General features: G+C 66.2%; 20 protein-coding genes. All 20 read left to right on the forward strand.

The window, feature by feature from the left end:
• Nucleotides 1-41 precede the first annotated feature (41 nt).
• Entirely contained in the window at nucleotides 42-581 is a 540-nt protein-coding gene (locus tag ABT345_RS06560; protein WP_386460884.1) for a DUF1707 and DUF4190 domain-containing protein, read from the forward strand.
• A gap of 354 nt (nucleotides 582-935) precedes the next feature.
• Complete coding sequence (rpsL, locus tag ABT345_RS06565) at nucleotides 936-1,307, forward strand: 30S ribosomal protein S12 (RefSeq protein ID WP_003948652.1); 372 nt, start codon at nucleotides 936-938, stop codon at nucleotides 1,305-1,307.
• Between the two features lie 2 nt (nucleotides 1,308-1,309).
• Nucleotides 1,310-1,780: a 30S ribosomal protein S7 gene (rpsG, locus tag ABT345_RS06570; protein ID WP_004571813.1), complete on the forward strand. Its 471-nt coding sequence runs from the start codon at nucleotides 1,310-1,312 to the stop codon at nucleotides 1,778-1,780.
• Nucleotides 1,781-1,819: 39 nt separating this feature from the next.
• Nucleotides 1,820-3,940 carry an elongation factor G gene (fusA, locus tag ABT345_RS06575; RefSeq protein ID WP_345088333.1) on the forward strand — a complete coding sequence of 707 codons (2,121 nt, stop codon included), beginning with the start codon at nucleotides 1,820-1,822 and terminating at the stop codon, nucleotides 3,938-3,940.
• A gap of 147 nt (nucleotides 3,941-4,087) precedes the next feature.
• On the forward strand, nucleotides 4,088-5,281 hold the full coding sequence (gene tuf, locus ABT345_RS06580; protein ID WP_030283459.1) for an elongation factor Tu: 1,194 nt from the start codon (nucleotides 4,088-4,090) through the stop codon (nucleotides 5,279-5,281).
• Between the two features lie 523 nt (nucleotides 5,282-5,804).
• Entirely contained in the window at nucleotides 5,805-6,113 is a 309-nt protein-coding gene (gene rpsJ / locus ABT345_RS06585) for a 30S ribosomal protein S10 (RefSeq protein ID WP_003948644.1), read from the forward strand.
• Nucleotides 6,114-6,127: 14 nt separating this feature from the next.
• Nucleotides 6,128-6,772, forward strand: coding sequence for a 50S ribosomal protein L3 (gene rplC / locus ABT345_RS06590; protein ID WP_030283457.1), 645 nt, complete (start codon nucleotides 6,128-6,130; stop codon nucleotides 6,770-6,772).
• Between the two features lie 8 nt (nucleotides 6,773-6,780).
• The gene (gene rplD / locus ABT345_RS06595) at nucleotides 6,781-7,428 is read left to right on the forward strand and encodes a 50S ribosomal protein L4 (RefSeq protein WP_345088329.1); all 648 of its coding nucleotides are present in this window, start codon (nucleotides 6,781-6,783) and stop codon (nucleotides 7,426-7,428) included.
• A complete protein-coding gene (gene rplW, locus ABT345_RS06600) occupies nucleotides 7,428-7,751 on the forward strand; it encodes a 50S ribosomal protein L23 (RefSeq protein ID WP_345088327.1) in 324 nt (107 codons plus the stop codon). Before rplD ends, rplW begins: the two co-directional genes overlap by 1 nt.
• A gap of 39 nt (nucleotides 7,752-7,790) precedes the next feature.
• Nucleotides 7,791-8,627, forward strand: coding sequence for a 50S ribosomal protein L2 (rplB, locus tag ABT345_RS06605; RefSeq protein ID WP_030283452.1), 837 nt, complete (start codon nucleotides 7,791-7,793; stop codon nucleotides 8,625-8,627).
• Between the two features lie 12 nt (nucleotides 8,628-8,639).
• Nucleotides 8,640-8,921 carry a 30S ribosomal protein S19 gene (rpsS, locus tag ABT345_RS06610; RefSeq protein ID WP_004571826.1) on the forward strand — a complete coding sequence of 94 codons (282 nt, stop codon included), beginning with the start codon at nucleotides 8,640-8,642 and terminating at the stop codon, nucleotides 8,919-8,921.
• A gap of 43 nt (nucleotides 8,922-8,964) precedes the next feature.
• Nucleotides 8,965-9,312: a 50S ribosomal protein L22 gene (rplV, locus tag ABT345_RS06615; protein WP_019329637.1), complete on the forward strand. Its 348-nt coding sequence runs from the start codon at nucleotides 8,965-8,967 to the stop codon at nucleotides 9,310-9,312.
• Nucleotides 9,312-10,133, forward strand: a complete 822-nt coding sequence (rpsC, locus tag ABT345_RS06620; RefSeq protein WP_030283450.1) for a 30S ribosomal protein S3 — start codon at nucleotides 9,312-9,314, stop codon at nucleotides 10,131-10,133. Before rplV ends, rpsC begins: the two co-directional genes overlap by 1 nt.
• 5 nt (nucleotides 10,134-10,138) lie before the next feature.
• Nucleotides 10,139-10,558 carry a 50S ribosomal protein L16 gene (rplP, locus tag ABT345_RS06625; RefSeq protein ID WP_004571829.1) on the forward strand — a complete coding sequence of 140 codons (420 nt, stop codon included), beginning with the start codon at nucleotides 10,139-10,141 and terminating at the stop codon, nucleotides 10,556-10,558.
• Nucleotides 10,558-10,782 (forward strand): 50S ribosomal protein L29, encoded by a 225-nt coding sequence (rpmC, locus tag ABT345_RS06630; protein ID WP_030283449.1) that lies wholly within the window; start codon nucleotides 10,558-10,560, stop codon nucleotides 10,780-10,782. Before rplP ends, rpmC begins: the two co-directional genes overlap by 1 nt.
• Nucleotides 10,782-11,063, forward strand: coding sequence for a 30S ribosomal protein S17 (gene rpsQ, locus ABT345_RS06635; RefSeq protein WP_030283447.1), 282 nt, complete (start codon nucleotides 10,782-10,784; stop codon nucleotides 11,061-11,063). Before rpmC ends, rpsQ begins: the two co-directional genes overlap by 1 nt.
• A 131-nt stretch (nucleotides 11,064-11,194) precedes the next feature.
• Complete coding sequence (rplN, locus tag ABT345_RS06640) at nucleotides 11,195-11,563, forward strand: 50S ribosomal protein L14 (RefSeq protein WP_003974257.1); 369 nt, start codon at nucleotides 11,195-11,197, stop codon at nucleotides 11,561-11,563.
• Between the two features lie 3 nt (nucleotides 11,564-11,566).
• Entirely contained in the window at nucleotides 11,567-11,890 is a 324-nt protein-coding gene (gene rplX / locus ABT345_RS06645; protein ID WP_018847498.1) for a 50S ribosomal protein L24, read from the forward strand.
• A complete protein-coding gene (gene rplE, locus ABT345_RS06650; RefSeq protein ID WP_143940040.1) occupies nucleotides 11,890-12,450 on the forward strand; it encodes a 50S ribosomal protein L5 in 561 nt (186 codons plus the stop codon). Before rplX ends, rplE begins: the two co-directional genes overlap by 1 nt.
• 5 nt (nucleotides 12,451-12,455) lie before the next feature.
• Nucleotides 12,456-12,641, forward strand: coding sequence for a type Z 30S ribosomal protein S14 (locus tag ABT345_RS06655; protein ID WP_003956452.1), 186 nt, complete (start codon nucleotides 12,456-12,458; stop codon nucleotides 12,639-12,641).
• The last annotated feature ends 60 nt before the right edge of the window (nucleotides 12,642-12,701 follow it).

Raw genomic sequence — 12,701 nt, forward strand, 5'->3', positions numbered from 1 at the left:
GAGAAGATGGGGATCAACTGTCGAGCGGGGGAGGATCGCACATGGCATTCCAGCCCTGGCAGGGTGGGCAACCCGCTCAGCCGCATCAGACACCGGCGATGCGCGCCTCGCACGCCGACCGTGAGCGTACGGTCGACGTGCTGAAGGCCGGGTTCGCCGAGGGGCGGCTCGCGCAGGGGGAGTACGAGCAGCGGATCGGCCGGGCCTACCAGGCGCAGACCCATGCCGAGCTGCAGATGCTGGTGGCCGATCTGCCGACCGGCCCGGTGGCGCAGTCGCAGTTCGAGCCGCGGCCGGTGCCGGCGACGTTCATGCCGGTCGCACCGATGCCGGTGATCCCGCAGACCAACAGCTCCGCCACCGCCGCGCTGGTCTGCGGCATCCTGACGCCGGTGACGTGGGGCGTGACCGCGATCCCCGCGGTGATCCTCGGCCACAAGGCGCGCGCGGAGATCCGCCGCACCGGCGAGCGCGGTGAGGGCCAGGCACTGACCGGCGTGGTCCTGGGCTGGCTGGGCATCGGCGGCTGGGCGCTGTTCATCCTGATGATGATGGTGGCGCTGGTCTCCCACGGCGGCTGACCCGTCGCGGCGGTCCGTGTGGGCCGCCGGGGTGACGTCCGGGTGACGTCCATTCGACCGTTCGGGTGACGATGCATGAGCACTCCGTCCGGTTGCACCCGGCGTGTCGGGCGCGGGGCATTTGTTTTGACCGGAGTCGGTGAGGTAGGTACGCTCAGACCTTGTGCCTGGGGTGTGCCCTGGCTGCCATGCGTGTCTTCAACCGTAGGGCAAGCCACTACCGGCCGCGCCGCAATCTGCGCCCGTCTTCCGCCTCGCGGAAAGTGCTGCAGTGTTCGACACACCCGACCTCGTGGGTCGGTGCGTGTTCCAGGTTAGCTTTACCGTGATCGGCACACAGAAACCGGAGAAGTAGTGCCTACGATCCAGCAGCTGGTCCGTAAGGGCCGGCAGGACAAGGTCGAGAAGAACAAGACGCCCGCACTGGAGGGTTCGCCCCAGCGCCGCGGCGTCTGCACGCGTGTGTTCACGACCACCCCGAAGAAGCCGAACTCGGCCCTGCGTAAGGTCGCGCGTGTGCGTCTGACCAGCGGGATCGAGGTCACCGCTTACATTCCGGGTGAGGGCCACAACCTGCAGGAGCACTCGATCGTGCTCGTGCGTGGCGGCCGTGTGAAGGACCTGCCGGGTGTTCGGTACAAGATCATCCGCGGCTCCCTCGACACGCAGGGCGTCAAGAACCGCAAGCAGGCTCGCAGCCGCTACGGCGCCAAGAAGGAGAAGTAAGAATGCCTCGTAAGGGCCCCGCCCCGAAGCGCCCGGTCATCATCGACCCGGTCTACGGCTCTCCTCTGGTGACCTCCCTCATCAACAAGGTTCTGCTGAACGGCAAGCGCTCCACCGCTGAGCGCATCGTTTACGGCGCCATGGAGGGTCTGCGCGAGAAGACCGGTAATGACCCGGTCATCACGCTCAAGCGCGCGCTCGAGAACATCAAGCCGACCCTTGAGGTCAAGTCCCGCCGCGTCGGTGGCGCGACCTACCAGGTCCCGGTCGAGGTCAAGCCCGGCCGCGCCGCCACCCTCTCGCTCCGCTGGCTCGTGGGCTACTCCCGCGCCCGTCGCGAGAAGACCATGACCGAGCGCCTCATGAACGAACTGCTCGACGCCTCCAACGGCCTCGGCGCTTCGGTCAAGAAGCGTGAGGACACGCACAAGATGGCCGAGTCCAACAAGGCCTTCGCGCACTACCGCTGGTAGTCGCAACCCCCATCGAGACCGAGAGAAGACTGAGCCGATATGGCTACCACTTCGCTTGACCTGGCCAAGGTGCGCAACATCGGCATCATGGCCCACATCGACGCGGGCAAGACGACCACCACCGAGCGGATCCTGTTCTACACCGGTGTCTCGTACAAGATCGGTGAGGTCCACGACGGCGCCGCCACGATGGACTGGATGGAGCAGGAGCAGGAGCGTGGTATCACCATCACCTCCGCTGCCACCACCTGTCACTGGCCGCTCGAAAACGTCGACCACACGATCAACATCATCGACACCCCGGGTCACGTCGACTTCACCGTCGAGGTGGAGCGCTCCCTGCGTGTCCTCGACGGTGCTGTGACCGTGTTCGACGGTGTGGCCGGCGTTGAGCCCCAGTCCGAGACCGTTTGGCGTCAGGCGGACCGCTACGGCGTGCCGCGTATCTGCTTCGTCAACAAGCTCGACCGCACCGGCGCCGACTTCCTGCGCTGCGTCGACATGATCGTGGACCGCCTGGGCGCGGTGCCGATCGTCATGCAGCTGCCGATCGGTGCCGAGGCGGACTTCCAGGGCGTCATCGACCTGGTCCGCATGAAGGCCCTGGTGTACTCCGCCGAGGCTGCCAAGGGCGAGATGTACGACGTCCTCGACATCCCCGCCGACAAGCTGGAGCTGGCCGAGGAGTACCGCGGCAAGCTCGTCGAGGCCGTCGCGGAGAACGACGAAGAGGTCATGGAGCTGTACCTGGAGGGCCAGGAGCCCACCGAGGAGCAGCTGTACGCCGCGATCCGTCGTATCACCATCGCCGCCGGCAAGGCCGAGAACACCACCGTCACCCCGGTGTTCTGCGGTACCGCGTTCAAGAACAAGGGCGTGCAGCCCCTGCTCGACGCCGTGGTCCGTTACCTGCCGTCGCCGCTGGACGTCGAGGCCATCGAGGGCCACGCGGTCAACGACCCGGAGACGGTCGTCGCCCGCAAGCCCTCCGAGGACGAGCCGCTCGCGGCGCTGGCGTTCAAGATCGCCAGCGACCCGCACCTGGGCAAGCTCACCTTCATCCGTGTGTACTCGGGCCGCCTTGAGGCCGGCTCGCAGGTGCAGAACTCGGTGAAGGGCAAGAAGGAACGCATCGGCAAGATCTACCGGATGCACGCGAACAAGCGTGAGGAGATCGACTCGGTGGGTGCCGGTGACATCGTCGCCGTCATGGGTCTGAAGCAGACCACCACCGGTGAGACCCTCTGCGACGCGGCCAACCCGGTGATCCTCGAGTCGATGGAGTTCCCGGCTCCGGTCATCCAGGTCGCCATTGAGCCCAAGTCCAAGGGTGACCAGGAGAAGCTGGGTGTCGCCATCCAGCGTCTCGCCGAGGAAGACCCCTCGTTCCAGGTGCACACCGACGAGGAGACCGGCCAGACCATCATCGCGGGTATGGGCGAGCTGCACCTCGACGTGCTGGTCGACCGTATGAAGCGTGAGTTCCGGGTCGAGGCCAACGTCGGCAAGCCGCAGGTCGCGTACCGCGAGACGCTGCGCAAGCCGGTGGAGCGGCTGGACTACACGCACAAGAAGCAGACCGGTGGTTCCGGTCAGTTCGCGAAGGTCCAGATCGCCATCGCCCCGCTCGAGGGCGACGGGTACGAGTTCGAGAACAAGGTCACCGGTGGCCGCATCCCGCGGGAGTACATCCCGTCCGTGGACGCGGGCTGCCAGGAGGCCATGGAGTTCGGCGTGCTCGCCGGCTACCCGCTGACCGGCGTCAAGGTCACCCTTCTCGACGGTGCCTTCCACGAGGTCGACTCCTCCGAGATGGCCTTCAAGATCGCCGGTTCGATGGCCTTCAAGGAGGCCGCCCGCAAGGCCAGCCCGGCCCTGCTGGAGCCGATGATGAAGGTCGAGGTGACGACGCCCGAGGACTACATGGGTGACGTCATCGGCGACATCAACTCGCGTCGTGGTCAGATCCAGTCCATGGAGGACCGCGCCGGCGCCAAGCTCGTCACGGGCCTGGTTCCGCTTTCGGAGATGTTCGGCTACGTCGGAGACCTCCGCAGCAAGACCTCGGGTCGCGCAAGCTACTCGATGCAGTTCGACTCCTACGCCGAGGTTCCCCGGAACGTCGCCGAGGAGATCATCGCGAAGGCCAAGGGCGAGTAGCTCCGTTAGCCGGAACACGCTTTAGGCTTGACACCGTCTGCCGGGGCAAACCCCGCATCCGTGAGGAATGCCCCGGCGGTCGGCATCCCAGCAAAGATCACCTGGCGCCGATGAGTAAGGCGTACAGAACCACTTCAGGAGGACCCAGTGGCGAAGGCGAAGTTCGAGCGGACTAAGCCGCACGTCAACATCGGCACCATCGGTCACATTGACCACGGTAAGACGACCCTCACGGCCGCCATTACCAAGGTGCTGCACGACGAGTACCCCGACCTGAACGAGGCCTCGGCCTTCGACCAGATCGACAAGGCTCCCGAGGAGCGTCAGCGCGGTATCACGATCTCGATCGCGCACGTCGAGTACCAGACGGAGAACCGTCACTACGCCCACGTCGACTGCCCCGGTCACGCGGACTACATCAAGAACATGATCACGGGTGCGGCGCAGATGGACGGCGCCATCCTCGTGGTCGCCGCCACCGACGGCCCGATGCCGCAGACCAAGGAGCACGTGCTCCTGGCCCGCCAGGTCGGCGTTCCCTACATCGTTGTCGCCCTGAACAAGGCCGACATGGTGGACGACGAGGAGATCCTGGAGCTCGTCGAGCTCGAGGTCCGTGAGCTCCTCTCCGAGTACGAGTTCCCGGGCGACGACGTCCCGGTCGTCAAGGTCTCGGCGCTGAAGGCGCTCGAGGGCGACGCCGAGTGGGGCAAGTCCGTCGTGGACCTGATGAAGGCCGTCGACGAGGCGATCCCCGCCCCGGACCGTGACGTCGACAAGCCGTTCCTGATGCCGATCGAGGACGTCTTCACCATCACCGGCCGTGGCACCGTTGTCACCGGTCGTATCGAGCGTGGTGTCCTCAAGGTCAACGAGACCGTCGACATCATCGGCATCAAGCCGGAGAAGACCACCACCACGGTCACCGGCATCGAGATGTTCCGCAAGCTGCTCGACGAGGGCCAGGCCGGTGAGAACGTCGGTCTGCTGCTCCGCGGCATCAAGCGCGAGGACGTCGAGCGCGGCCAGGTCATCATCAAGCCGGGCTCGGTCACGCCGCACACCTCCTTCGAGGCGCAGGCGTACATCCTGTCGAAGGACGAGGGTGGCCGCCACACCCCGTTCTTCAACAACTACCGCCCGCAGTTCTACTTCCGCACCACGGACGTGACCGGCGTCGTGACCCTCCCCGAGGGCACCGAGATGGTCATGCCGGGCGACAACACCGAGATGAGCGTCGAGCTCATCCAGCCCGTCGCCATGGAGGAGGGCCTGAAGTTCGCCATCCGTGAGGGTGGCCGGACCGTCGGCGCCGGCCAGGTCACCAAGATCAACAAGTAAGTCGTTGATCGGGGTAACCCGGTAGCTCCTGCGAGCATTCGAGCCTCGGCTCACGGAAGCGCCCGTACGGCTTCGGTCGTGCGGGCGCTTTCCGCTGCCCGGAATCGGGTCGGCCGGCGGGCGGATGACGCGCCCGACCGCGCGGCGGCAGGTGTAAGTGATCGCTGTGTGGGATAGCCTCTAAGGCTCGATTGGCCTCGGCCCTCGGCCGTGTGGCACACTGTCCAGGTTGCTCGGTTGAGTGCCGATGTTGCGCGCCTCCCGCCGGGGGGACCGGAAGCGAGTCCTAGGTATTCGTCGTCTCTTATCAGGGGCGGAAGTACGGGAATCTTCCGGGAAGCGTCAGCGGGGTGCCTCAGCCAGGCGCTCGGTGGGTGTTCCGCCCCCACGTCTCCTTCTCGAAGGATTTCCGTATGGAAATTTCTCCGGTGGGAGTGCGACACGCCCGACCGCGTGGGTCGGAGGCGGGACGCGTACGCACCGAGTCCCAGAGCGTTACGAGAGACAGGACTACGAAGTAGCCATGGCGGGACAGAAGATCCGCATCCGGCTCAAGGCCTACGACCACGAGGTCATCGACAGCTCGGCGAAGAAGATCGTCGAGACGGTGACCCGCACTGGTGCGTCGGTCGCGGGCCCGGTGCCGCTGCCCACTGAGAAGAACGTGTACTGCGTCATCAAGTCGCCGCACAAGTACAAGGACTCGCGCGAGCACTTCGAGATGCGCACGCACAAGCGCCTGATCGACATCCTCGACCCGACGCCCAAGACCGTTGACTCGCTGATGCGCCTGGACCTTCCGGCCGGCGTTGACATCGAGATCAAGCTCTGAGAGGCGCGGAAGAGATGGCTAAGCAGATCAAGGGCATCCTGGGCGAGAAGCTCGGCATGACCCAGGTCTGGGACGACAACAACCGTGTCGTTCCGGTGACCGTGGTGAAGGCCGGCCCCTGTGTCGTTACCCAGGTGCGCACCAATGACCAGGACGGCTACGACTCCGTCCAGATCGCCTTCGGCGAGATCGACCCGCGCAAGGTGAACAAGCCCCTCAAGGGCCACTTCGCGAAGGCCGACGTCACCCCCCGCCGTCACCTCGTCGAGGTCCGTACCACCGACGCCGGTGAGTACACCCTCGGCCAGGAGCTGACCGCTGAGACCTTCGAGTCCGGCGTCAAGGTGGACGTGACCGGCAAGAGCAAGGGCAAGGGCTTCGCCGGCGTCATGAAGCGTCACGGCTTCCACGGCGGCAAGGCTTCCCACGGTGCCCACCGCGTGCACCGCAAGCCGGGCTCCATCGGTGGCTGCGCCACCCCGGGCCGCGTGTTCAAGGGCATGCGGATGGCCGGTCGTATGGGCAACGAGCGGGTCACCACCCAGAACCTGACCGTCCATGCCGTTGACGCGGAGAAGGGTCTGCTGCTCATCAAGGGCGCAGTTCCTGGTCCGAACGGCGGCCTCGTCCTGGTCCGTACCGCGGCCAAGGGGGCCTGAGGTAACCGATGAGCACCATTGACATCCTTTCGCCGGCAGGCGACAAGGCCGGGACCGTCGAGCTCCCCGCGGAGATCTTCGACGCGAAGGTCAGCGTTCCGCTGATCCACCAGGTCGTTGTCGCGCAGCTGGCCGCGGCCCGTCAGGGCACGCACAAGACCAAGACCCGTGGCGAGGTCCGCGGCGGTGGCAAGAAGCCGTACCGCCAGAAGGGCACCGGCCGCGCGCGCCAGGGTTCGACCCGTGCGCCGCAGTTCGCCGGCGGTGGCGTCGTGCACGGTCCCGTGCCGCGTGACTACTCGCAGCGGACGCCCAAGAAGATGAAGGCCGCCGCCCTGCGCGGTGCCCTCACCGACCGGGCGCGCAACAGCCGTATCCACGTCGTCTCCGGCGTGGTCGACGGCGCGATCTCCACCAAGGCCGCCAAGGGTCTCCTCGGCAAGGTCAGCGAGCGGAAGAACCTGCTCCTGGTCGCCGAGCGCTCCGACGAGGCCGCGTGGCTGTCCGCCCGCAACCTGCCCCAGGTGCACATCCTGGAGCCGGGCCAGCTGAACACGTACGACGTGCTCGTCTCCGACGACGTGGTCTTCACCACGGCCGCTCTGGAGTCCTTCGTGTCCGGCCGGAACGCTGAGACCGAAGGGAGCGACGCCTGATGACTGAGGCCGTCGTCACCAGCAAGACCTTCTCGGACCCGCGCGACATTCTTGTCAAGCCGGTGGTCTCCGAGAAGAGCTACGCGCTGCTGGACGAGAACAAGTACACGTTCATCGTCGACCCGCGTGCCAACAAGACCCAGATCAAGCAGGCCGTCGAGGCGGTCTTCTCGGTCAAGGTCTCCGGGGTCAACACGATCAACCGCCAGGGCAAGCGCAAGCGCACCCGCACCGGTTTCGGCAAGCGTGCCGACACCAAGCGCGCCATCGTGACCCTCGCCGAGGGCGACCGTATCGACATCTTCGGCGGCCCGACCTCCTGACGGAGGTCGTGTCGTCCGGAATCGGACGAGGACTGAGAAATGGGTATCCGCAAGTACAAGCCGACGACCCCGGGCCGTCGTGGCTCCAGCGTCGCCGACTTTGTCGAGATCACGCGGTCCACGCCGGAGAAGTCGCTGGTCCGCCCGCTGCACAGCAAGGGCGGCCGTAACAACGCCGGTCGTGTGACCGTTCGCCACCAGGGTGGTGGCCACAAGCGCGCCTACCGCGTGATCGACTTCCGTCGTCACGACAAGGACGGCGTGCCGGCCAAGGTCGCGCACATCGAGTACGACCCCAACCGCACCGCGCGCATCGCGCTGCTGCACTACGCAGACGGCGAGAAGCGCTACATCATCGCGCCCCGTGGCCTGTCGCAGGGTGACCGGATTGAGAACGGCCCCGGCGCCGACATCAAGCCCGGCAACAACCTGCCGCTGCGCCACATCCCCGTGGGTACGACGATCCACGCGATCGAGCTGCGTCCGGGCGGCGGTGCGAAGTTCGCCCGCTCGGCCGGTGCCTCCGTGCAGCTGCTGGCGCGGGAGGGCTCGATGGCCCACCTGCGTATGCCGTCCGGTGAGATCCGCCTGGTCGACGTCCGCTGCCGCGCCACCGTCGGCGAGGTCGGCAACGCCGAGCAGTCGAACATCAACTGGGGCAAGGCCGGCCGCATGCGCTGGAAGGGCGTCCGCCCGACCGTGCGTGGTGTCGTGATGAACCCGGTCGACCACCCGCACGGTGGTGGTGAAGGCAAGACTTCCGGTGGTCGCCACCCGGTCTCGCCGTGGGGTCAGAAGGAGGGTCGTACGCGTTCGCCGAAGAAGGCTTCGAACAAGTACATCGTCCGCCGCCGCAAGACGAACAAGAAGCGCTAGGAGCGGGTTTAGATGCCGCGCAGTCTCAAGAAGGGGCCCTTCGTCGACGACCACCTCGCCAAGAAGGTGGATGTTCAGAACGAAGCCGGCACCAAGAACGTCATCAAGACCTGGTCCCGCCGCTCCATGATCGTCCCGGCCATGCTCGGCCACACGATCGCGGTGCACGACGGCCGCAAGCACGTCCCGGTGTTCGTCACCGAGTCGATGGTTGGCCACAAGCTCGGCGAGTTTGCGCCGACCCGCACCTTCCGCGGCCACGAGAAGGACGACCGCAAGTCGCGGCGTCGTTGATCGGCGGAGTGCGAAGACTATGACTGACACCGAAGGGACAACCATGGAAGCCAGGGCCCAGGCGCGGTACATCCGCGTCACGCCCATGAAGGCCCGCCGCGTGGTGGACCTTATCCGTGGCATGGATGCCACGGAGGCTCAGGCGGTCCTGCGTTTCGCCCCGCAGGCCGCGAGCGTGCCGGTGGGCAAGGTGCTGGACAGCGCCATTGCCAACGCCGCGCACAACTACGACCACACCGACGCCGACAGCCTCTACATCTCCGAGGCATATGTCGACGAAGGCCCGACCCTGAAGCGGTTCCGTCCGCGTGCCCAGGGCCGCGCCTACCGGATCCGCAAGCGGACCAGCCACATCACCGTGGTCGTCAGCAGCAAGGAAGGAACCCGGTAATGGGCCAGAAGGTAAACCCGCACGGGTTCCGGCTCGGCGTCACGACGGACTTCAAGTCCCGCTGGTACGCCGACAAGCTGTACAAGGACTACGTCAAGGAAGACGTCGCCATTCGTCGCATGATGACGAAGGGCATGGAGCGCGCCGGTATCTCCAAGGTGGAGATCGAGCGCACCCGTGAGCGCGTCCGCGTTGACATCCACACCGCTCGTCCGGGCATCGTCATCGGCCGCCGTGGCGCCGAGGCCGACCGCATCCGCGGCGAACTGGAGAAGCTGACCGGCAAGCAGGTCCAGCTGAACATCCTCGAGGTCAAGAACCCCGAGACCGATGCTCAGCTCGTGGCCCAGGCCGTCGCCGAGCAGCTGTCCTCCCGCGTCTCCTTCCGTCGCGCCATGCGCAAGAGCATGCAGTCGACGATGAAGGCCGGCGCCAAGGGCATCAAGATCCAGTGCGGTGGCCGTCTCGGCGGTGCCGAGATGTCCCGCTCGGAGTTCTACCGCGAGGGCCGTGTGCCCCTGCACACCCTCCGGGCCAACGTCGACTACGGCTTCTTCGAGGCCAAGACCACCTTCGGCCGCATCGGCGTGAAGGTCTGGATCTACAAGGGCGACGTCAAGAACATCGCCGAGGTCCGTGCGGAGAACGCCGCCGCCCGTGCGGGTAACCGCCCGGCCCGCGGTGGCAACGACCGCCCGCGCCGCGGTGGCGAGCGTGGCGGCCGCGGCCGCAAGCCGCAGCAGCAGAACGCCGCTGCCGAGGCCCCCAAGGCCGAGGCCGCAGCCGCTGCTCCGGCTGAGAGCACCGGACAGGAGGCCTGACCGACATGCTGATCCCTCGCAGGGTCAAGCACCGTAAGCAGCACCACCCGAAGCGCAACGGCATGGCCAAGGGTGGCACCGAGCTGGCCTTCGGTGAGTACGGCATCCAGGCCGTCACCCCGGCGTACGTGACGAACCGTCAGATCGAGTCGGCTCGTATCGCCATGACCCGTCACATCAAGCGTGGCGGCAAGGTCTGGATCAACATTTACCCGGACCGCCCGCTCACGAAGAAGCCGGCCGAGACCCGCATGGGTTCCGGTAAGGGTTCTCCCGAGTGGTGGGTCGCGAACGTCAAGCCCGGTCGGGTGATGTTCGAGCTGTCCTTCCCGAACGAAAAGGTTGCCAAGGAGGCGCTGACCCGCGCCGCCCACAAGCTTCCGATGAAGTGCCGCATCGTGCGGCGCGAGGCAGGTGAGTCGTGATGGCGGCCGGTACCAAGGCGACCGAGCTGCGCGAGCTGAACAACGAGGACCTCGTTGCCAAGCTTCGTGAGGCCAAGGAGGAGCTGTTCAACCTCCGCTTCCAGGCGGCGACCGGACAGCTTGAGAACCACGGTCGGCTCAAGTCCGTCCGTAAGGACATCGCCCGGATCTACACCCTGATGCGTGAGCGTGAGCTGGGCATCGAGACGGTGGAGAGCGCCTGATGAGCGAGAAGAATGTGACTGAGACGAACGACCGCGGCTTCCGCAAGACCCGTGAGGGTCTCGTCGTCAGCGACAAGATGGACAAGACCGTCGTCGTCGCCGTCGAGGACCGCGTCAAGCACGCGCTGTACGGCAAGGTCATCCGCCGTACCAACAAGCTCAAGGCGCACGACGAGCAGAACGCCGCGGGTGTCGGCGACCGCGTCCTCCTCATGGAGACCCGGCCGCTGTCCGCCTCGAAGCGCTGGCGCATCGTCGAGATCCTCGAGAAGGCCAAGTAGGCAGTTCCCGTAAGGGAACGCCACGAAATACCGCCTGAGGGTTCCCCCTCAGGTCAGTTCCGCCAGGCTCGGCGGGTCCCCGCCTCACCGCGGGGACCCGCCGGGAACCGGCAGACGATCAGGAGATAGACGTGATCCAGCAGGAGTCTCGGCTTCGCGTCGCCGACAACACGGGTGCGAAGGAAATTCTCACCATCCGTGTTCTCGGTGGCTCGGGCCGGCGCTACGCGGGCATCGGTGACGTCATCGTCGCCACCGTGAAGGACGCGATCCCCGGTGGCAACGTGAAGAAGGGTGACGTCGTCAAGGCCGTCATCGTTCGCACCGTCAAGGAGCGCCGCCGTCCGGACGGCTCGTACATCCGCTTCGACGAGAACGCGGCCGTCATCCTCAAGAACGATGGCGACCCCCGCGGCACCCGTATCTTCGGCCCCGTGGGCCGTGAGCTGCGCGAGAAGAAGTTCATGAAGATCATCTCGCTCGCGCCGGAGGTGCTGTAACCGATGAAGATCAAGAAGGGCGACCTGGTCCAGGTCATCACCGGTAAGGACAAGGGCAAGCAGGGCAAGGTCATCGCGGCCTTCCCCCGCGAGGACCGTGTCCTGGTCGAGGGTGTCAACCGGGTCAAGAAGCACACCAAGGCCGGCCAGACCGCGCGCGGCTCGCAGACCGGCGGCATCGTCACCACCGAGGCCCCGGTGCACGTGAGCAACGTGCAGCTCGTCGTGGAGAAGGACGGCAAGAAGGTCGTCACCCGCGTCGGCTACCGCTTCGACGACGAAGGCAACAAGATCCGCGTTGCCAAGCGGACCGGTGAGGACATCTGATGACTGCCACCACCAACGCGCCGCGTCTCAAGCAGCGCTACCGCGAAGAGATCGCCGGGAAGCTGAAGGACGAGTTCTCGTACGAGAACGTCATGCAGATCCCCGGTCTGACCAAGATCGTGGTCAACATGGGTGTGGGCGACGCCGCCCGCGACTCCAAGCTGATCGACGGTGCCATCAAGGACCTCACCACGATCACCGGCCAGAAGCCGGCCGTCACCAAGGCCCGGAAGTCCATCGCGCAGTTCAAGCTGCGTGAGGGTCAGCCGATCGGTGCCCACGTCACCCTCCGCGGTGACCGCATGTGGGAGTTCCTGGACCGCCTGCTGTCGCTCGCGCTGCCGCGCATCCGCGACTTCCGTGGTCTGTCGCCGAAGCAGTTCGACGGCCGCGGTAACTACACCTTCGGTCTCACGGAGCAGGTCATGTTCCACGAGATCGACCAGGACAAGATCGACCGTACCCGGGGTATGGACATCACCGTGGTCACCACGGCGACCAACGACGACGAGGGCCGCGCCCTTCTGCGTCACCTCGGCTTCCCGTTCAAGGAGGCGTGAGCGAGATGGCGAAGAAGGCTCTGATCGCGAAGGCTGCTCGCAAGCCCAAGTTCGGTGTGCGCGCCTACACCCGCTGCCAGCGCTGTGGCCGCCCGCACTCCGTGTACCGCAAGTTCGGCCTCTGCCGCGTGTGCCTTCGTGAGATGGCTCACCGCGGCGAGCTGCCGGGCGTGACCAAGAGCTCCTGGTAATCCCCTAGTTGGGATGACCCGGAAGCTCTCGGTAAGCATCCGGTCGGCTGGCGCCCCGCC

This window comes from Streptomyces sp. NPDC000404 (assembly GCF_040300365.1).
GTDB lineage: Bacteria > Actinomycetota > Actinomycetes > Streptomycetales > Streptomycetaceae > Streptomyces > Streptomyces ramulosus.